This window comes from Janthinobacterium sp. 344 (genome assembly GCF_900112025.1).
Taxonomy (GTDB): Bacteria; Pseudomonadota; Gammaproteobacteria; order Burkholderiales; family Burkholderiaceae_D; genus Janthinobacterium.
On record NZ_FOKL01000014.1, the window covers coordinates 80,453 to 99,813 of the forward strand.

The window sequence follows — 19,361 nt, forward strand, 5'->3', positions numbered from 1 at the left end:
TCATTCCACAAAGCATTCCATGCATCCGACGCACGACAGCACCGAACACGACGCCACCCACCTGCACGCGCACTTGAAAGGCGACGCCAAGCATACCCACTCGTTCGAGGGGCGCAGCCAGAACATCCTCGCGTGGGCGCTGGGCCTGACCCTGTCCTTTGCCGGCATCGAGGTGATCGCCGGCTTCATGTCCAATTCGCTGGCCCTGATTTCCGATGCGGGCCATATGGTCACGGACGCGGCCGCCTTAGGCCTGGCCCTGCTGGCGCAACTGATCGCCCGGCGCCCGCCCTCGCCGCGCCACTCGTTCGGCTTTGGCCGCGCCGAGGCGCTGGCCGCCTTCGTCAACGGCCTGGCCATGCTGTGCGTGGTGGGCTGGATCTGCTATGAAGCCGTGCTGCGCTTTTCCGCCCCGCAAACGGTGCAAGGCGGCATGGTCTTCGTCGTCGCCTTCATCGGACTGCTGATCAACCTGGTGGTGGCCTGGGTCTTATCGAAAGACAAGCAAAGCGTGAACACGCGCGCCGCCCTCGTGCACGTGATGGGAGACCTGCTCGGCTCGGTCGCCGCCATCGTCGCCGGCGCCGTGATCTATGTTACGGGCTGGATGCAGATCGACCCGCTGCTGTCGGTGCTGGTGTCCTTGCTGATCCTGAAATCGACCTTCGGGGTATTGAAAGAGTCCTACCACTTCCTGATGGAAGGCGTGCCCATGCACATCGACTACGTGCAGGTGGGCGCGGACGTGGAACAGATCGACGGTGTGCTGTCCGTGCACGACCTGCATGTGTGGGATATGTCGCCGGGCCAGCCGGCCCTGATCGGCCACGTGGAAATCGAGCACCTCGACCATTGGCCCACGGTCTTGCGGGCGATCAAGAAGATGTTGCTGGCCAAGCATGGCATCGACCATATTACTTTGCAGCCGGAGACGGCGGCAATGGCGGGGGTACATCAGGGGGACAAGACGCATTAATTGAACCCAACGGCAAAGACCGGGGTCAGACCCGCCGGGTCTGACCCCAGCCTCTGCCCTCGGGGTAACTCCAACTAACTGCGCCGCGCTTCCAGCACCCCGGTGACGTCCTTGATCACATTCAGCGCTTTTAATAGTTGCGCCGTCGAGCTGATCTCGGCCGTAAACGTCATGCGGGCCTGGCCCTTGGCGCTTTGGGTATTGACGCCGATGACGTTGATCTTTTCGCGCGAAAAGATTTCGGAGATGTCGCGCAGCAAGCCCTGGCGGTCGCCGGCGAGAATGAAAATATCGACCGGATACACGGTGTCGTGCCCACCCGTGCTGCCCCACTCGGTAAAAATCACGCGCTCGGGCGCCTTGGCGCGCATTTCCTCGAAATTCTTGCAGGTGGCGCGGTGGATGGAGACGCCCTTGCCACGCGTCACAAAGCCGACGATGCTGTCCGGCGGCGCCGGCTTGCAGCACTTGGCCAGCACCGTCATCAAGCCTTCCGTGCCCACCACCAGCACGCCGGACTTGGCGCCCTGCTCCACGCTGGAAGCGCGGCTCTTGCCGACCAGCACGGCGTCTTCCGGCACCACCACTTCGCCATTGTCGTGCAGCGCCTGCTCCACGTGGCGCAGGCTGAATTCATCCTTGCCCACCGACAGGAACAGTTCGTCGACCTTGGCAAAGCCCAGCTTTTGCGCCAGCGCTTCCAGGTTGACGGCCGTCTTGCCTTCGCGCTGCAAGGACTTTTCCACCAGCGCGCGGCCGTGGGCCAGGGTTTCCTGCATGTCGATGGCATGGAACCAGGCGCGGATCTTCGAGCGCGTGCGCGTGCTGACGGCGTAGCCGGCGCCGAGCCAGTCGCGCGAGGGCCCGGCCGTGCCCGGCGCGCCCTTGGCCGTGATGATTTCGCAGGTCTGGCCATTCTTCAATTGCGTATTCAGGGGCACCATGATGCCGTCGACCTTGGCGCCGCGGCAGCGGTGGCCCACGTCCGTGTGCAGGTGATACGCAAAATCGACGGGCGTGGCGCCGACGGGCAACTCCAGCACGCGCGCCTGCGGCGTCATGACAAAGATACGGTCGTCCAGCGTGGCGGATTTCAACTTTTCCACCCATTCGCGCTGGATTTCTTCCTGGCCCACGACGGCGTCGGCCACCTCCGTCTTCCAGGCCAGCAGCTGGCGCAGCCAGGCAATTTTCTCGTCGTACTTCTGGCCGGCAAAGTTCGAACCGCCCTCTTCCTTGTAGCGCCAGTGCGCGGCCACGCCGTACTCGGCAAAGCTGTGCATTTCATTCGTGCGTATCTGCACTTCCAGCGGGCGGCCATCCTCGGCCGTCACCACCGTGTGCAGCGACTGATAGCCGTTGGGCTTCGGCCGCGAAATGTAATCGTCGAATTCTTTCGGGATGGGGGTCCAGATATTGTGCACCACGCCCAGCACCGTGTAGCAGGTTTTCACGTCGGCAACGATGACGCGGAAGGCACGCACGTCATACAGGGCCGTAAAGTCCAGTTCCTTGCCGCGCATCTTGTTCCAGATGCTGTAAATGTGTTTCGGGCGGCCAAATACTTCCGCCTGGATACCGGCCGCAGCCAGTTCCGTTTGCAGGCGCAGAATGGCCGAGGACACGAAGCCCTCGCGCATCATGCGCTTTTCTTCCAGCATCTTGGCGATGCGTTTATACGCTTCCGGCTCGATGAAGCGGAACGACAGATCCTCCAGTTCCCACTTCAGCTGCCAGATGCCGAGACGGTTGGCCAGCGGCGCATACAAATCCAGGGTTTCCTTGCCGTATTCGCGTGTCATTTCATTGAACAGCTTCAGTTCGGCGAAATAGCGCAAGGTCGTCACGCAAGCGGCCAGGCGCACCAGCACGACACGCATGTCGGAGGCCATCGCCAGCAGCATCTTGCGCAGGGTTTCCACCTGGGCCACGGCTTGCTGCGCCGCGTTCTTGCCGCGCCCGCCAGCGCCGCCGTGCTGCGCCTGGGTCAGCGCGCGCAGCCGGATCAGCTGGCGCACGCCGGTGGCCAGGTCGCACACCTGCTTGCCGAAGCGCGGCTCGATGTCGGCCGCCGTGTCGGGTTCCAGCAGGGTCAGCTCGAACATCAGGCCGGCGATGCGCGTTTCCGCATCGCTGCGCAGGAAAGCCAGGGTGGTGGCCACGCCGATGGCGAAGTCCAGCGCGGAGCGGCCGGCAAAGGTCTGCTTGTCGCCATACGCTTCGGTGGCATATGCGAGCGCGTCCAGCACGCGCGCGCTGTCCGGCGCACTCAGGCCCTCTACCAGTTGTTCCGAGGTGGCGCTATTCGGGGCCGAGATGGAAACCATGTATTACCTTATCAACTAGAAAACTTAACGGCTTAACGCTCTGCAGCGATGATGACGATTTCAACCAGGCAAGCCGGGTTGGCCAGCTTCGCTTCCACGGTGGCGCGCGGCGGCGTGTGGCCGGAAGCAACCCAGTCATCCCACACTTCATTCATGCCGGGGAAATCCTTCATGTCGGCGATATAGATCTGGCAGGACAGGATGCAGGTCTTGTCGCTGCCCGCTTCCATCAGCAGGCGGTCGACGTGGCCCAGCACTTCGCGCGTCTGGCCGACGATGCCCTGCGTGGTGTCTTCCGCGATCTGGCCAGCCAGGTAAATGGTGTTGTTGTGAATGGCTACTTCGGAGAGGCGTTTGCCTACGTGCAGTCGTGTGATTTCCATGCTTTTACTTTCAGTTGTTTCAAAATCTGTACAGCGGTATCACTAATTATTTGCCTAGCAAAAACTTGCGTGCGATGGCGATCTGGTCGTCATGGATGAAGGTGGGCGCGTGGCCCACGCCTTCGATCTCCACCAGCTGCGCCTTCGGGCCGCGGCCCAGCATGAGCGTGGCCGTTTCATGCGACAGCAAATCGGATTCCGACCCGCGCACCAGCAAGGTGGGGCAGCGCACGGCATCATACGCGGCCCACAGCATGGCTTCGTCGCTGGCCGCCGATTCCGGCGTGGCCGAACGGAACGGCATGGCCAGTCCCATATCATAGTGGCGGCGCCAGTGGCCATCCTTATCCTGGCGCAACACATCCACCGCCAGTTTATGCCATTCGGCGTCCGTGTGCGGGCCGAAGCTGGCGGACACGTCACGCACAAACTTGGCACCCTGCTCGAAGGTTTCGAAACGCAAGTCCTGGCCGATGTAGTCGCCGATGCGCTGCAGGGCTTCCGGCGCCAGCGTGGGGCCGATGTCGTTCAGCACCAGCTTGCTGATCGGACTGTCCGGCAGCGATGCCAGGCCCAGGCCGATCAAGCCACCCATCGAGGTGCCGAACCAGTCCACCGTCTGGCGTTCGCCATTGGCCAGCACGCGCGCCAGCAGGGTCACCATGTCGCTCACATATTGCGGCACGCGGTAAAACTGCGGATTGGCCAGCCAGCCCGAGCGGCCACGTCCCACCACGTCAGGGCAGATGACGCGGTAATCGCTGGCCATGGCGCGCGCCAGGTTGTCGAAGTCGTCGGCCACGCGCGTCACGCCATGGGCGCAGACGAGCACGTTCGGATTGTCGGGCGCGCCCCACTCCTTGTACGACATGGTGTGCAGGCCTGCCGGAGAGATGCACTGAACGGATTTGATGCTGGCTTCGATCATGCCGATTCCTTATTTGATATAAAAAGAGCACCGCTTTCTGCCTGCCAAGCGGTATCCCGCGCGCGACGCTACGGCAGTGTAGCGCAGCGCGGGCAATGCTCCAAGCGCGCGGCTGAAATGCTGCGCCGCAGCACGCCCGTCATGGCGCAATACCCGATATAGCGAAACTGCATATCTGCGGTTATCCACAATTGAGCCTGCCCGGCAATGGGCGGATGATCGCAGCATCAACCCGCAAGAGGAGACCACTCGTGAAAAAACCATTCTATAAAATCCTGTACGTGCAGGTGCTGTTCGCCATCGTCGCTGGCGTGCTGCTGGGGGTGTTCTACCCTTCCAACGCCGTCGACATGAAACCGCTGGGCGACGGCTTTATCAAACTGATCAAGATGATCATCGCCCCGGTCATCTTCTGTACCGTGGTCTCCGGCATCGCCGGCATGCAGGACGTCAAGAAAATCGGCCGCGTGGGCGGCAAGGCGCTGCTGTACTTCGAAGTGGTCTCCACCTTCGCGCTGGCCATCGGCTTGCTGGTTGCTAACATCCTGAAACCGGGCGCCGGCTTCAATGCCGATCCGGCCCACCTCGATGCCAAGTCGATCGCGCAATACACGCACGCCGAAGGCATGAGCACCGTCGACTTCCTGATGAACATCATCCCGAAGACCTTCGTTGACGCCTTCGCCAAGGGCGACATCCTGCAAGTGCTGCTGATCGCCATCCTGTTCGGCTTCTCGCTGTCCCTGCTGGGCGAGCGCGGCCGTCCTGTCACCAAGCTGATCGACGAGCTGTCGCATGCCATCTTCGGCATGGTCAACATCATCATGAAAGTCGCTCCGATCGGCGCGTTCGGCGCGATGGCCTTCACCATCGGCAAATACGGCCTGGCGTCGCTGATTCCACTGGCAAAACTGATGGGTTCGTTCTACCTGACCTGCTTCCTGTTCGTCTTCGTCGTGCTGGGCCTGATCGCCAAGTACACGGGCTTTTCCATCGGCCGCTTCCTGCTGTACATCAAGGAAGAACTGCTGATCGTGCTCGGTACCAGCTCGTCGGAATCGGCCCTGCCGGCCCTGATGAAAAAACTCGAGCGCCTCGGTTGCTCCAAGCCAGTCGTCGGCCTGGTCGTGCCGACTGGCTACTCGTTCAACCTGGACGGCACCAACATCTACATGACCATGGCCGCCCTGTTCGTGGCGCAAGCCACCAACACGGACCTGACGATCTGGCAAGAACTCACCATCCTGGGCGTGGCGATGCTGACCTCGAAAGGCGCGTCCGGCATCACGGGCGCCGGCTTCATCACCCTGGCCGCCACCCTGGCCGTCGTGCCGACGATCCCCGTGGCCGGCATGGCGCTGATCCTGGGCATCGACCGCTTCATGAGCGAATGCCGCGCGCTGACCAATTTCGTGGGCAACGGCGTGGCCACCATCGTCGTCTCGAAATGGGAAAAGGAACTGGACATGGACAAGCTGCACAGCGAGCTGGCCCATCCCACCCACCCGACCGAAGACAGCTACGTGGCCCCGGCCGTGAATATCGTCAAGTAAACGGTACTCGACATTGAAAGGCCCCGCGGAGCGATCCGCGGGGCTTTTTTCATGGCGCGCGGGTTTTAGCGCATCATCAACCGACAGTAAATCATCCATCAATATTTATCATGATGATCAATGAATGCAAAACTATTACAGTACTGCTTACTGTACACCGCCAGGCTCCCGCATAATGACATTGCGTTAATGCAAGCCTGACACCGACCCATCCACCCTTAGCATGGAGTACCTCATGTCCCTCTCGCCCGCCTTCTACGCCACCTGGTCCCCACGTTTGCTGGGCCTGCTTCGCATCATCCTCGGCTTCCTCTTCCTGCAGCACGGCACGGCCAAGCTGTTCGGCGCGCCGCACGTGGCCATGTTCGACGGCCTGCAACTGTTTTCCCTGATGGGCGCGGCCGGCGTCATCGAACTGGTGGGCGGCACCCTGCTGCTGGTCGGCCTGTTCACGCGTCCCGTCGCCTTCATCCTGTCGGGCCAGATGGCGGCCGCCTATTTCATCGCGCATGCGCCGGCCGGCTTTCTGCCGATCCTGAACGGCGGCGAAATGGCCGTGATGTATTGCTTCACCTTCCTGTACTTCGCGGCGGCGGGCGCCGGCGCCTACAGCCTCGACGGCTTGCGCGGCAAGGCAGGCGCATAAAAAAGGGCGGACATCGCTGTCCGCCCTTCTATTTCAGACTACAAACCGTTTATACGGCGGAAACGTCCAGCTCCGCGCCCGTGGCCGCCTGCACCTGCTCCTTGGTCACGCCCGGCGCCAGCTCCACCAGCTTCAAGCCGTTTTCCGTCACGTCGATGACGCCCAGGTCGCTGATGATGACGTCGACCACGCCCACGCCCGTCAATGGCAGGTCGCACTGTTTCAACAGCTTGTGCGAGGTGGTGCCATCCTTGGCCGTGGCCACGTGCTCCATCAGCACGACGACGCGCTTGACGCCGGCGACGAGGTCCATCGCGCCGCCCATGCCCTTGACCATCTTGCCAGGAATCATCCAGTTGGCCAGGTCGCCCTTTTCCGACACCTGCATGGCGCCCAGGATGGCCAGGTTGATCTTGCCACCGCGAATCATGCCAAACGAGTCGGCCGAGCTGAAGTAGGCGGCGCCGGGCAAGGCCGTCACGGTCTGCTTGCCTGCGTTGATCAGGTCGGCATCGACTTCGTCGTCGGTGGGGAACGGACCGATGCCCAGCAAGCCGTTTTCCGACTGCAGGAACACTTCGATATTCTCCGGCACATAGTTCGCCACCAGGGTCGGCAAGCCGATGCCCAGGTTCACATAAAAGCCATCCTGCAATTCTTTCGCCGCGCGCGCGGCCATTTCATCTCTCGTCCAAGCCATGATCATCTCCCAATCTTGTATTTAGTCGGCGCGCACGGTGCGCTGCTCGATGCGTTTTTCCGGGTTCGCGTTGACCACGATGCGGTGCACGAAGATGCTCGGGGTGTGCACCTGGTCCGGGTCGATCTCGCCCACTTCGACCAGTTTTTCCACTTCGACGATGGTGATCTTGCCGGCCATGGCCACGTTCGGGTTGAAATTGCGCGCCGTTTTGCGGTAGACCAAATTGCCGGCCCGGTCGGCCATGTAGGCTTTGACCAGGGCCACGTCGGCTACCAGGCTGCGTTCCATCACGTATTGTTCGCCGTCAAATTCGCGGATTTCCTTGCCGTCGGCAACGATGGTGCCCACGCCCGTCTTGGTGAAGAAGGCGGGAATGCCGGCGCCGCCGGCGCGCAGCTTCTCGGCCAAGGTGCCTTGCGGGGTGAATTCCAGCTCGAGTTCGCCGGCCAGGTACTGGCGCGCGAATTCCTTGTTTTCGCCCACGTAGGAAGCGATCATTTTCTTGATCTGGCGCGTGGTCAGCAGCTGGCCCAGGCCGAAGCCGTCCACGCCGGCGTTGTTGGAGATAGCCGTCAGGCCCGTCACGCCGGAATCGCGCAAGGCTTGAATCAGGGCTTCGGGAATGCCGCACAGGCCGAAGCCGCCAACGGCGATGGTCTGGCCATCTTGGACGATACCGGCCAGCGCCGAGGCGGCGTCAGGATAAACTTTATTCATGGGTGTCCCTCTATCTTTTGTTAAGCTTTGGTCTTGAGTCCATGACTCAGGCAGCGACTCAGCATAAAATACGCGAGTGGAAAGTACAATACCGTAGAACTACCGGCGCCCTGCCGGCAATCCCACTGTGAGAGTGATACGTATCAGATGAATGCCGCGTCAGCCATCGATTATGAAAGCATCTTCCTGCATGCGCCCGTCGGCATGTGCATGTCGGAAAACCGCATCATGCGCAGTTGCAACGAAGCGCTGGCCGGCATGTTCGGCTACGCGCGTGCCCAGCTGGACGATCAGTCGTTCGAAGTACTCTACCCCACGCACGACGAATTCCTGCGCACCGGTGAACGCATCATCCCCATCATGAACGCCAAGGGCCGCTATTCGGACGAGCGCATCATGCGCCGCAGTAATGGAGAATTGTTCTGGTGCCACGTCACGGGCCACGCCATGCTGGCCGCGCAGCCGCTGGGGGCAGGCATCTGGACATTCGAGGATGTCAGCGAGAAACGTCCCGTGACGGCGGAACTGACGCCGCGCGAGCGCGAAATCGCCGCGCTGCTGGTGGAAGGCAAGACGAGCAAGCTGATCGCCCGCCAGATCGACCTCAGCCCCCGCACGGTGGAAATGCACCGCGCCAAGCTGATGCGCAAATTCGCCGCCGCCACCTCGTCGGAGCTGGTGCACAAGCTGGTGGGATTGCAGCTGCCGCGCTAGGGCCGCAGCCAAGGTGACTATCGTTTAACGCCAAGTAAAACCGTCGCGAGCGGCGGCGAGGCTCGGCGCCCCCCTGTGGTCAAGAAGCGCCCCCGTGCTCTCGCACGGGGGCGCCGAGCCGGTGCGCATCGCAGGGCGCAAAGCGCGACGCGCAGCAGGTTTTATGGCGTTAAAACGTGCTCATGCCGCCATCGGCGGAGATAATCGCGCCATTGATGAAATGCGAATCCTCGCCCGCCAGCAACAGCAGCAAGCCATCGAGGTCTTCCGGCTTGCCCGGGCGCTTGTTCGGCAGCATTTCGATCAGCTTCTTGCCCTGCTCGGTGGCAAAGTAATCTTCGTTGATCTCCGTGGAAATATAGCCGGGGCAGATGGCGTTGGTGTTGATGCCGTACTTGCCCCACTCCACCGCCATGGCGCGCGTCATGTGCACCATGCCCGCCTTGCTCATGCAGTACACGCCGATCTGCGGCAGCACCTGCAAGCCCGCCATCGAGGCGATATTGATGATGCGGTGCTGTTTTTTCGGGTCGCCCTTGGCGCGCGCGATCATGCGCTTGGCCGTTTGCTGGGCCACGAAGAACGATCCGCGCAGGTTGGTGTCCATCACGAACGAGTAATCCTCGGGCGTGACGTCGACCAGGCGTTGCGTGGTCGACACACCAGAATTATTGACAAGGATATCGATGGGCCCCGCTTCCGTTTCCGCATGCGCGATGGCCGACTTGATGCTGGCGAAGTCCGTCACGTCGAGCGAGACTACGTGCGCGGCACCACCGTCCGCTTCGATCTCGGCGCGCAACTCCTTCAGCCGTTCGGTGCGGCGCGATGCCAGCACGACCTGGGCGCCGGCCTGCGCCAGCACTTTCGCAAAGCGAGCGCCGAGGCCGCTCGATGCGCCGGTAATCAGGGCAATCTTGCCCTCGAAATTGACTTCTATGCCCACGAGCTACTCCTGTTTTATTTTAGATAACACTTTACGCCCTGCCTGTGGCAATCGGACAAATTCACCCGCGGCGCGCTTGAGCAAAAGTAAACGCCATCATTACACAAAATGGCCGGATTTAGATTGCGGCGTGGGGCAATGTCACGCAAAATGGCGCCAAAGTTGCAATCCTCGCCAAAAACAAGCACACTCGTGCTTAAATTTCCCCGATGATGCTTTAATCCCTATCCTTGCTACCTAATTGAGTGACTATAAATCGAGACCATGACACAGCCTAATAACTTAGTTGAACAGTACGGACCGCGCGAAGCCATGGAATACGACGTGGTGATCGTTGGCGGCGGCCCCGCAGGCCTGGCGGCCGCGATCCGCCTGAAACAGCTGGCCGCTGAAAAGAACCAGGAAGTGTCCGTCTGCGTGCTGGAAAAAGGCGGCGAACTGGGCGCGCATATCCTGTCGGGCGCCATCATGGACCCGAAAGCGCTGACGGAACTGATTCCGAACTGGAAAGAACTGGGCGCGCCCCTGAACACGGCAGTGACGGAAGACCGCATCCTGTTCCTGACCGAAACCAAAGCCTATAAAACGCCGAACTTCGCCGTACCGGCCTGCTTTGAAAACCACGGCAACTACATCGTCTCGCTGGGCAATGTGGTGCGCTGGATGGGCCAGCAGGCAGAAAACCTGGGCGTGGAAATCTTCCCCGGCTTCCCCGCCGCGGAAATCCTGTACAACGACGACGGCTCCGTCCGAGGCGTGGCGACCGGCAACATGGGTGTCAAGCGCGACGGCGAACCGGGCCCCGACTTCCAGCTGGGCATGGAATTGCACGCCAAGTACACGCTGTTCGCCGAAGGCGCGCGCGGCCACCTGGGCAAGCAATTGATGGCCAAGTATGACTTGAACGCCGGCAAGGATCCGCAATCGTACGGCATCGGCATCAAGGAATTGTGGGAAATCGACCCCGCCCTGCACCAGCCGGGCCTGGTGATCCACTCGACGGGCTGGCCGCTGGACGCAAAAACCTACGGCGGCTCCTTCCTGTACCACCTGGAAAACAACCAGGTGATGGTCGGCTACGTGGTGGGCCTGGCCTACGAAAACCCGTACCTGTCGCCGTACGAGGAATTCCAGCGTTATAAAACGCATCCGGAAATCCGCAAGTTCTTCGAAGGCGGCAAGCGCATCTCGTATGGCGCGCGGGCCATCACGGCCGGCGGCCTGCAATCGTTGCCAAAACTGGTGTTCGCCGGTGGCGCGCTGATCGGCTGCGATGCGGGCTTCCTGAACATGAGCCGCATCAAGGGCAGCCATGCGGCCATCAAGAGCGGCATGCTGGCGGCCGAAGCGGCGTTCGGCGCGCTGGGCGAATCGCGCCAGCACGACGAACTGGCCAGCTACCCCCTTGCTTTTGAAAAATCCTGGCTGCATGAGGAACTGCACGTGGCGCGCAACGTCAAGCCATGGCTGTCGAAGGGCCTGTACCTGGGCAGCCTGATGACGGGCATCGACCAGATCATCTTCCGCGGCAAGGCGCCATGGACCTTGCACCACACGCATGGCGACCACGAATGCCTGAAACCGGCGGCCCAGTCGAAAAAGATCGTGTATCCGAAACCCGATGGCAAGCTGACCTTCGACAAGATGTCGTCCGTATTCATCTCGAACACGAACCACGCGGAAGACCAGCCCATCCACCTGACGTTGAAGAACGCCAGCGTGCCCGTCGACGTCAACCTGGCCACGTATGCGGGTCCGGAAGCCCGTTACTGTCCCGCCGGCGTGTACGAGTTCGTGAAAAACGACGACGGCGCCGAACGCCTGCAGATCAATGCGCAGAACTGCGTGCATTGCAAGACCTGCGACATCAAGGACCCGACGCAGAACATCGTGTGGGTGACGCCGGAGGGGGGCGGCGGGCCGAATTATCCGAATATGTAAACGTCGCCAGCATCACGGTGAAAACAGCGCGCAGCCAGACGGCACGCGCTGTTTTTTTATGTTAGCTGTTTTGGAGGAAACTAGGCATTTCGACGGCATGGCAGTTACAATCATCACCACCATCATTCTTGAATCCATCGATGAGCGATACCGTCATTAATGCGCACAGCGCCGCGCATACGCTCCAGACACCGGGGCACGCAATGGGCAACCCTGGCCGTTTGAACGTGCTGCCAGGTACCGCATGAAAACCATCGCCATCATGCAACCGTATTTCCTGCCCTATCTCGGCTATTTTCAGCTGCTTGCCGCCGTAGACAAATTTGTCCTGCTCGATGATGTCAATTACATCCGTGGCGGCTGGATAAACCGCAACCGCATGCTGATGAACGGTGCCCCGCATTTGTTTACGCTGCCTTTACAGGGTGCCAGCCAGAATCGCCGCATCTGCGATATCGCGCTGACGGAGGAAACGGCATGGCGCGATAAACTGCTGCGGTCGATAAACCAGGCGTATGGCCGAGCCCCCTACTACGCCCATGTGATCGGCCTGCTGGAACAGACGCTGCACTCTCCTCATCCGCAACTGGACCAGTTCCTGCTCAACAGCTTGCGCCAGGCCATGCGCTATCTCGGTCTGGAAACGGAGCTGGTCCCCACCGCGCGCGCGTATGCCAACGACGAACTGTCGGGAGACCGGCGCATCATCGACATCTGCGTGCGCGAAGGCGCGACCCGCTATATCAATCCCATCGGCGGGACCAGCCTGTACCGCCAGGAGGACTTCCAACAACACGGCATTGCCTTGCATTTCCTGCAGAGCCGCCCAACCAGCTACCACCAAGGCAAACACCCGCACGTCGCCGGGCTGTCGATCATCGATGTGATGATGAACAATGCACCAGCGACGATCAAGCAGTTGCTCATGGAAAAAGATTTGCTGTAAGACGGAGCGCCATGCATGAGTTGATCATCAGCTATCGCATCGACACGACGGACGAGCATATCGTCGAAGCACACCTGCGCGCCTGCGACACCCGCTTCATGTCCTTGTCTGCCGATGCCGACGCGCTTCCTGCCTATGCAAAAAAGCTCGCCACCAGAGCCCGGCGTTGCGAGGCGTGGGCTGGCAAGGTATTGGTGGGCCTGGTCGCCCTGTATTGCAACGATAGTCACAGTCGCACAGCATTCATCAGCAACGTCAGCGTATTGCCGGAATGGGGCGGCAAGGGTATCGCGACCCGGCTGCTTTGCAGCGCCACGGAACTGGCGCGTCTGACCGGCATGCAGGAGATCCGGCTCGAAGTCGACCGGGGCAATATCCGCGCTATCGGTTTGTACCGCAAGGCGGGCTACGCCGCGTTACCGGGGGCATCCCCGGCCATGTCGATGGCGCGCCTGACAGATACCTGAACAAGGCATGGTGAATTTCGCTACCGATCATAAACGGCAAAAAATTCCTTGAGGAAATTTTCCATTTCAATTTTCAACAGTTACAATCCCGACTGGTCCATCCTTCCGTTCTTTCATGCTAACTGCATTCACTGGCAGCTTCTGCCTGTCAATCCTGTCAATTGCAAAGAATAACCTGGCCGTAGTGCCCGGCAGGTATCTCCATCCATTAGCCATTTTCTATCACCGCAAGGAGAATCCATGAGCCAGCCATCCAGCCCAGGCAAACCCATTCTTGTTTTCCCAGCCGGCATGCCGCGCTCGCTTGAGTATCTGGAACAGTGCCAACGCAATGGGCAGGCAGTCATCGGCTCTTCATCGCTCGCATACGACGTGGCAAAGGCCCGCTATTCTCACTGGGAGCATTTGCCTTACATCACCGATCCAGCCTTCAACGCAGCCTTAATCTCCCTGCTCACCGAGCACGGCATCAGCGGTATCTATACGCCCAACCCGGTCGCATGGACCTATTTGAATAAGGTGCTGAAGACCATCGCCCCGCACGTTCCCTTGGTCAATGCCTGGCCGGTGCAGGAAGAACTGAGTGGTTACCGCGCTGCCATCCAACGGGGCCAGCAGCAGGATCACGCCATGCCCCTGGCATCGGCCACGCCGCCCAAACCAGCCGTGTCGAACATCGAGTTAGCCGCGCTATACCGGCATGCAAACATCATCCCAGGTATGTGCGACGATGAAAAAATAGGCGCTATGTGTGAAATCGCGCGCCATAGCGTCGCGGGAGATATTGTCGAGATCGGCAGCGCCTATGGCAAGTCTGCCTTCGTGCTGGCGCGCTTGTCGCGGCTTTACGGCATCGGCAAACTGTTGTGCGTTGACCCGTGGAAAAGCGAATACCTCGTACAGAATGACGCGGCAGGACTCGTCGACGACTCGATCCAGTATTTCGACCTCGACGAAACGCTGCGCGTATTTGAAATGAGTTTATTGCCTTACAATAATGGCAACATTAACTATCTGCGCCTGCCGTCGACCGAGGCGGCCCGGCACTACACGGCGCGGCGCGACGTGGTCACCGGCACTTTCGGCAATACCAGCTACTGCGGCAAGATCGCCTTGCTGCACATAGACGGAAATCACAGCTACGAAGCGGCGCGCGACGACGTGCAGGCCTGGATAGGCCACCTCGTCGCAGGCGGCTGGGTTATCATTGATGACTATGTCTGGCCATACGGCGACGGTCCCAAACGGGTTGGCGACGAATTGCTGGCCGCGCACCAGGAACGCATCGACTCGGCATTTGTCATGGGCACCGCCCTCTTCGTGCAACTGCATTGAACCATGCCGCCGGCGCCTGCCCCTGCAGACCCCGGCCCTGTCCGCACTGGACAGGAGCAGCACAACAATGCCAGAAAAATCATGCTTTCCAGCACGATTTTCAGCGAGTGAAACAGGATATAAAAATTCCGTGTGGAAATTTTCTATTTCTCCTGTCCAACAGTTACAATTCCCGCTGGCACACTTTCCAAGTCCCCCACATGAGCACCCACACCCCTGAAGCAGTGAACCTCGACGCTGAACTGCAGCGCGCCATCGAACATCACCAGGCAGGGCGGTATGCGGAAGCGGAAGCGCTTTACCTGTCGATTGTGCAGGCGCAGCCATACCATGCGGTGGCCAATCACAATGTGGGCTTGCTGGCAGGGCAACTGGGTTTTCACGAGGCCGCCCTGCCCTATTTACGTACCGCGCTCTCCGTCAATCCGGACGAGGGCCAGTTCTGGCTCTCGTATGCCACTGGCCTGCTGTCGGCGCAACAGGCCGAGCACGGCCTGGAAATCATCGAAAGCGCCATCCAGCGTGGCCTCGACAACATGGAATCGCAGGCACTGCTGGCACGTGCCAGGGCTGCGGTCGCGCAATTGCCGCAAACCCCGACGGCGGAAGAAATGCAGCATGTGGTCGCACTGTATAACGCGGGCCAGTATGCGGCACTGGAAAGCGCCACGCGGGCCCTGGTCGCCAGCTACCCCGCATCGGGCTTCGCGTGGAGCGTCCTTGGCACGGCCCTTCAACTGCAAGGCAAAGACGCCTTGCCAACCTTGCAAAAAACCGTGGAACTGGCGCCGCACGACGCCGAGGCACACGGCAACCTGGGCAATGCCTGGCAAGCGGCGGGCCAGTATGAGTCCGCCATTGACTGTTATCTGCGGGCACTGGAAATCCAGTCCGACTTCGCCGAGGCGCACAGCAACCTGGGCAGCGCCTTGCAGGCACTGGAGCGGCTGGACGAAGCGGCCCACGCCTATCGTCAGGCCTTGGCCATCAATCCTGACTATGCCTTGGCGCATTTTAATTTGGGCAATACACTCAAATCCATGGGAGATCTGCAAGGAGCGGTCGCTAGCTACCGCAGCGCGGCGGCACTCGCTCCCGACGATGCGGAACTGCATGGCAACCTGGGCAACGCGCTGCAGGCCCTCCAGCAGCTCGACGCAGCGGCAGCCAGCTACCGGCACGCCATCGCACTGGCTCCCGGCTATGCACTGGCGCACAGCAACCTGGGAACCACTCTGCAAGACCTGCAACAGCTCGAGGCGGCGCTGGCCAGCCATGAAGAGGCGGTCCGGCTCGACGCTGGCACTGCCGCATTCCAGAACGGCCTGGGCCTGTGCCTGAGAGCCATGGAGCGGCCGCAGGAAGCACTGGAGGCCTTCCAGCGCGCACACCGCATCAATCCGCATGAGCTTGGCATACGCACGAATCTCGGCAGCGTACTGTTTGCGCTGGAGCGCAAGGCGGAAGCACTGGAAATCTACCAGGCCCTGCTGGAAATTGATGGGGAAAACGCCAGCCACTACAACCATCTTGGCCTGATCCTGCACGATCTGGGACGCCTGGACGAAGCCATCGCCACGCACCGCAAGGGATTGGCGCTGGCGCCGGCATCCGGCACGGCCCTACTGCACCTGGCTGTAGCATTGAGCAGCGCGCGCGACTTTGATGGCGCCGTGGACTGTCATCGGCAAGCGCTGGCGCTGGAACCGGCGTCGGCCGACCTGCACAACCGGCTCGGTATTGCCCTGCAAAAAGCCAAGTGCTATGACGAAGCCCTGCTCGTGTACGGCCAGGCGCTGACGCTGGAGTCCGAGCACGCTGTCGTGCACAGCAATATCGGCGCCGTCCTGCACGACATGGGTCGCTACGAGGAAGCGCTGGAGCAATACGAGAAGGCCGTCGCGCTCAATCCCGATTTTGCCGCTGCGCACATGAACATGGGCATGGCCTATCGCCTGCTGAACCTTTTTGACGAGGCCATCGCAGCTTTCAGGCAAGCAATTTCACTCAGGGACGACTATCTGGAAGCCCACACCAGCCTGGGCGCCACGCTGTGTGAAAAAGGCTTGCTCGAAGAAGCCATCATCAGTTGCCGAACCGCCTTGGCGATCGATCCGCACTGCGCGCCGATCTACAGCAATTTGCTGTTCTGCCTCACGCATCTGGACTATCCCGATCCCGCGGCACTGTTCGCGGAACACCAGAAATTTGCCGAGATATTCGAAACGCCACTGCACGCCAGCTGGCCGCGGCACGGGAACGCGCCCGATCCGGAGCGCGTGCTGCACATCGGTTTTGTCTCTGGCGACTTCAACAATCATGCCGTGGCCAACTTTATCCTGCCTATCTTTGATCACCTGAGCCGCTCGCCCCGAGTCGTGCTGCACGGCTACTATACAAGCCTGCTCGATGACGACTGCACCACGCGCGTACGCTCGCTGCTCCACCACTGGCATGCCATCCACCACCTGAGCGATGCCGCCCTTGCAGCCAAGATCGAAAGCGACGGCATCGATATCCTGATTGACCTGGCCGGACATACGGGAGGAAACCGCTTGCTGGCCTTCGCGCACAAGCCCGCGCCCGTACAGGCAAGCTGGATAGGCTATCCCGGCACCACTGGCCTGCAAGCGATGGATTATTTCCTGTGCGACCGCTTTTACCTGCCGCCCGGCGCCATGGAAGAACAGTTCAGCGAAGCCATTGCTTACTTGCCGGCCGCAGCGCCATTCCTGCCGTCTGCGCTATCGCCCCCCGTCAAGGCACTGCCCGCGCTGCAAAACGGTCACATCACCTTCGGCAGCTTCAATCGCCCAAACAAACTCAGTCGTGAGGTAATTGCCGCGTGGGCGCGGCTGCTGCGCGCCCTCCCTTCCTCGCGCATGCTCATCGGCGCCATGCCAAAGAGCGGCGGCTACGACACCTACATCGACTGGTTCGCCCACGAAGGCGTCGCGCGCACGCGTCTCGATTTTTACCCGCGCACCTCGACGGGGGACTATCTGGAACTGCACAACAAGGTCGATCTGTGCCTCGACACCTTTCCGTACACGGGCGGCACCACCACCATGCATGCCCTGTGGATGGGAGTGCCCACGCTCACCATTCCCGGCAATACCCTGCCAGGGCGCGTGACCGCCTGCGCGCTCAGTCACATGGGCATGGCAGCCTTCATCGCCAACGACATCGATGATTTTGTCGCCAAGGGCAGTTATATCGCCAACGATCCGGCGCTGCTGTCGAACATTCGCGCCAATTTGCGGCAGATCATCACGAACTCGCCCATGGGCCGTTCCGAAATTATCGCTGCGGGATTCGAAGGCGCGCTGCGCGCCATGTGGCACCGCTGGTGCGCCGGCCAGGCGCCGGCCTCGTTTGAGATCGAACTGGATCCGGCGCAAGCCGATGGACAGGCATGAACCCAGCCGAAGGCCAGCCGCCCATCTATGTCACCCAGCCAACGCTGCCGCCGCTGGAGGAATTCCTGCCGTATCTGGAACAGATATGGGGCAACAAGATCCTCACCAACGGCGGCCCGTTTCACCAGCAGCTGGAACAGGCACTGGCCACCTACCTGGGCGTGGAGTACATCTCGCTATTCGCCAATGGCACCCTGGCGCTGATGACCGCGCTGCAGTCGCTGCGCATCACGGGCGAAGTCATCACGACGCCGTACTCGTTTGTCGCCACGGCCCACTCGCTGATGTGGAATGATATCAAGCCCGTCTTCGTCGATATCGAGCCGGGCGGCTTCAATATGGACCCGGCCAGGATCGAGGCAGCAATCACGCCGCAGACCAGCGCCATCATGCCCGTACATTGCTATGGCCGACCATGCAATGTAGAAAAAATTGAAGAAATCGCCAGCAACTATGGATTGAAAGTCATCTATGACGCCGCGCACGCCTTCGGCGTCCGGTACCGCGACGACAGTGTCCTGCAGCACGGCGACCTTTCCGTGCTCAGTTTTCATGCCACCAAAGTCTTCAATACCTTTGAAGGTGGCGCCATCATTTCGCCGAATGCCAAGGCCAAGCGGCATATCGACCACCTGAAGAATTTCGGCTTTGTCGATGAAGTGACTGTGGTTGCTCCGGGCATCAACGGCAAGATGAACGAAGTCAGCGCCGCTTTCGGCATGTTGCAATTGAAAGGTATCGGCGACGCCCTACAGCAGCGCGCGGCCATTGACCGTCACTACCGCACGGGACTGGAAGCAACGCCTGGCATCGTGTGCCCCGCCTTGCCGGCCGACACCAGCTTCAATCACGCGTATTTCCCCATCCTGGTGCAGGAGCAGTACCCGCTCAGCCGCGATGACCTGTTCCAGAAACTGCGCGATGCCGGCATCTTTGCGCGCCGCTACTTCTACCCCTTGATCAGCGACTTCCCCATGTACCGGCACATGCCCTCGGCGGCCCGGGCCAACCTGCCCAACGCCAGCGCCATGGCGGAGCAAGTGATATGCCTCCCGCTCTACCCGGACCTGCCTGCGGAGCAGGTCGAGCGTATCGTCTGGATCATCCGCGGCGGATGGGCAAACGGCAAATAAATATTCCCATACAGAAATTTTTATTTAATAGACAGGCAAAAACGGTCGTCTTGTACTCAGGAGAGCGCAAACTCGTGGCTCTCGACTGAATTCACCCTATTAGGAGTTTTTCCCATGCTGAGTTTGCATACCAACAACGCGTCGCTGTCCGCGCAAAATTCGATTGCCAAGACCCAATCGCAACTGTCGACCTCGATGACCCGCCTGAGCACCGGCTACCGCATCAA

At 60.7% G+C, this 19,361-nt stretch carries 16 protein-coding genes and 1 pseudogene; 11 read left to right on the plus strand and 6 right to left on the minus strand.

What is annotated here, in order from left to right:
- The first annotated feature begins 19 nt into the window (after positions 1-19).
- A complete protein-coding gene (locus BM193_RS26435; RefSeq protein ID WP_092832560.1) occupies positions 20-976 on the plus strand; it encodes a cation diffusion facilitator family transporter in 957 nt (318 codons plus the stop codon).
- Positions 977-1,050: 74 nt separating this feature from the next.
- Here BM193_RS26435 and BM193_RS26440 read toward each other — a convergent pair whose 3' ends face one another.
- From BM193_RS26440 to BM193_RS26450, 3 genes are read right to left on the minus strand one after another with little or no spacing between them, the layout of a single operon-like run.
- Positions 1,051-3,303, minus strand: a complete 2,253-nt coding sequence (locus BM193_RS26440) for a RelA/SpoT family protein (RefSeq protein WP_092802473.1) — start codon at positions 3,301-3,303, stop codon at positions 1,051-1,053.
- A 32-nt stretch (positions 3,304-3,335) separates the two neighbouring features.
- Complete coding sequence (locus BM193_RS26445) at positions 3,336-3,686, minus strand: RidA family protein (RefSeq protein ID WP_034784210.1); 351 nt, start codon at positions 3,684-3,686, stop codon at positions 3,336-3,338.
- Positions 3,687-3,732: 46 nt separating this feature from the next.
- On the minus strand, positions 3,733-4,614 hold the full coding sequence (locus BM193_RS26450; RefSeq protein ID WP_092802470.1) for an alpha/beta fold hydrolase: 882 nt from the start codon (positions 4,612-4,614) through the stop codon (positions 3,733-3,735).
- A 215-nt stretch (positions 4,615-4,829) separates the two neighbouring features.
- On the opposite strand from BM193_RS26450, the gene BM193_RS26455 reads away from it, so the two are divergent.
- Complete coding sequence (locus BM193_RS26455) at positions 4,830-6,167, plus strand: dicarboxylate/amino acid:cation symporter (protein ID WP_254786431.1); 1,338 nt, start codon at positions 4,830-4,832, stop codon at positions 6,165-6,167.
- 235 nt (positions 6,168-6,402) lie between these two features.
- The gene (locus tag BM193_RS26460; RefSeq protein WP_092802657.1) at positions 6,403-6,813 is read left to right on the plus strand and encodes a DoxX family protein; all 411 of its coding nucleotides are present in this window, start codon (positions 6,403-6,405) and stop codon (positions 6,811-6,813) included.
- 49 nt (positions 6,814-6,862) lie between these two features.
- On the opposite strand, the gene BM193_RS26465 is transcribed toward BM193_RS26460, so the two are convergent.
- Both BM193_RS26465 and BM193_RS26470 read right to left on the minus strand, forming a co-directional pair.
- Positions 6,863-7,513, minus strand: a complete 651-nt coding sequence (locus BM193_RS26465) for a CoA transferase subunit B (RefSeq protein WP_077403229.1) — start codon at positions 7,511-7,513, stop codon at positions 6,863-6,865.
- A gap of 21 nt (positions 7,514-7,534) precedes the next feature.
- Positions 7,535-8,233 carry a CoA transferase subunit A gene (locus BM193_RS26470; RefSeq protein WP_092802463.1) on the minus strand — a complete coding sequence of 233 codons (699 nt, stop codon included), beginning with the start codon at positions 8,231-8,233 and terminating at the stop codon, positions 7,535-7,537.
- Positions 8,234-8,380: 147 nt separating this feature from the next.
- On the opposite strand from BM193_RS26470, the gene BM193_RS26475 reads away from it, so the two are divergent.
- Complete coding sequence (locus BM193_RS26475; RefSeq protein WP_092802460.1) at positions 8,381-8,947, plus strand: LuxR C-terminal-related transcriptional regulator; 567 nt, start codon at positions 8,381-8,383, stop codon at positions 8,945-8,947.
- 169 nt (positions 8,948-9,116) lie between these two features.
- Here the strand turns inward: BM193_RS26475 and BM193_RS26480 are convergent, their stop codons facing one another.
- Positions 9,117-9,893, minus strand: a complete 777-nt coding sequence (locus tag BM193_RS26480; protein ID WP_034752351.1) for an SDR family oxidoreductase — start codon at positions 9,891-9,893, stop codon at positions 9,117-9,119.
- Positions 9,894-10,157: 264 nt separating this feature from the next.
- Between BM193_RS26480 and BM193_RS26485 the strand changes: the two genes are divergently transcribed.
- The 7 genes and pseudogenes from BM193_RS26485 to BM193_RS29200 form a co-directional block, all read left to right on the plus strand.
- Positions 10,158-11,834 (plus strand): electron transfer flavoprotein-ubiquinone oxidoreductase, encoded by a 1,677-nt coding sequence (locus BM193_RS26485; protein WP_175533429.1) that lies wholly within the window; start codon positions 10,158-10,160, stop codon positions 11,832-11,834.
- 244 nt (positions 11,835-12,078) lie between these two features.
- The gene (locus BM193_RS26490) at positions 12,079-12,780 is read left to right on the plus strand and encodes a WbqC family protein (RefSeq protein WP_092802454.1); all 702 of its coding nucleotides are present in this window, start codon (positions 12,079-12,081) and stop codon (positions 12,778-12,780) included.
- An 11-nt stretch (positions 12,781-12,791) separates the two neighbouring features.
- On the plus strand, positions 12,792-13,247 hold the full coding sequence (locus BM193_RS26495) for a GNAT family N-acetyltransferase (RefSeq protein ID WP_139176328.1): 456 nt from the start codon (positions 12,792-12,794) through the stop codon (positions 13,245-13,247).
- Between the two features lie 240 nt (positions 13,248-13,487).
- Positions 13,488-14,582: a class I SAM-dependent methyltransferase gene (locus BM193_RS26500; RefSeq protein ID WP_092802451.1), complete on the plus strand. Its 1,095-nt coding sequence runs from the start codon at positions 13,488-13,490 to the stop codon at positions 14,580-14,582.
- A 200-nt stretch (positions 14,583-14,782) separates the two neighbouring features.
- Positions 14,783-18,001, plus strand: coding sequence for a tetratricopeptide repeat protein (locus tag BM193_RS26505; RefSeq protein WP_092802448.1), 3,219 nt, complete (start codon positions 14,783-14,785; stop codon positions 17,999-18,001).
- On the plus strand, positions 17,998-19,134 hold the full coding sequence (locus BM193_RS26510) for a DegT/DnrJ/EryC1/StrS family aminotransferase (RefSeq protein WP_092802446.1): 1,137 nt from the start codon (positions 17,998-18,000) through the stop codon (positions 19,132-19,134). Before BM193_RS26505 ends, BM193_RS26510 begins: the two co-directional genes overlap by 4 nt.
- Before the next feature lie 114 nt (positions 19,135-19,248).
- A pseudogene (locus BM193_RS29200) lies at positions 19,249-19,361 on the plus strand (Lateral flagellin); the annotation flags it as partial.

Coding starts and splice junctions, on each gene's coding strand:
- BM193_RS26435 (WP_092832560.1), top strand. CDS start 20: ATGCATCCGACGCACGACAGCACCGAACACGACGCCACCCACCTGCAC.
- BM193_RS26440 (WP_092802473.1), bottom strand. CDS start 3,303: ATGGTTTCCATCTCGGCCCCGAATAGCGCCACCTCGGAACAACTGGTA.
- BM193_RS26445 (WP_034784210.1), bottom strand. CDS start 3,686: ATGGAAATCACACGACTGCACGTAGGCAAACGCCTCTCCGAAGTAGCC.
- BM193_RS26450 (WP_092802470.1), bottom strand. CDS start 4,614: ATGATCGAAGCCAGCATCAAATCCGTTCAGTGCATCTCTCCGGCAGGC.
- BM193_RS26455 (WP_254786431.1), top strand. CDS start 4,830: ATGATCGCAGCATCAACCCGCAAGAGGAGACCACTCGTGAAAAAACCA.
- BM193_RS26460 (WP_092802657.1), top strand. CDS start 6,403: ATGTCCCTCTCGCCCGCCTTCTACGCCACCTGGTCCCCACGTTTGCTG.
- BM193_RS26465 (WP_077403229.1), bottom strand. CDS start 7,513: ATGGCTTGGACGAGAGATGAAATGGCCGCGCGCGCGGCGAAAGAATTG.
- BM193_RS26470 (WP_092802463.1), bottom strand. CDS start 8,233: ATGAATAAAGTTTATCCTGACGCCGCCTCGGCGCTGGCCGGTATCGTC.
- BM193_RS26475 (WP_092802460.1), top strand. CDS start 8,381: ATGAATGCCGCGTCAGCCATCGATTATGAAAGCATCTTCCTGCATGCG.
- BM193_RS26485 (WP_175533429.1), top strand. CDS start 10,158: ATGACACAGCCTAATAACTTAGTTGAACAGTACGGACCGCGCGAAGCC.
- BM193_RS26490 (WP_092802454.1), top strand. CDS start 12,079: ATGAAAACCATCGCCATCATGCAACCGTATTTCCTGCCCTATCTCGGC.
- BM193_RS26495 (WP_139176328.1), top strand. CDS start 12,792: ATGCATGAGTTGATCATCAGCTATCGCATCGACACGACGGACGAGCAT.
- BM193_RS26500 (WP_092802451.1), top strand. CDS start 13,488: ATGAGCCAGCCATCCAGCCCAGGCAAACCCATTCTTGTTTTCCCAGCC.
- BM193_RS26505 (WP_092802448.1), top strand. CDS start 14,783: ATGAGCACCCACACCCCTGAAGCAGTGAACCTCGACGCTGAACTGCAG.
- BM193_RS26510 (WP_092802446.1), top strand. CDS start 17,998: ATGAACCCAGCCGAAGGCCAGCCGCCCATCTATGTCACCCAGCCAACG.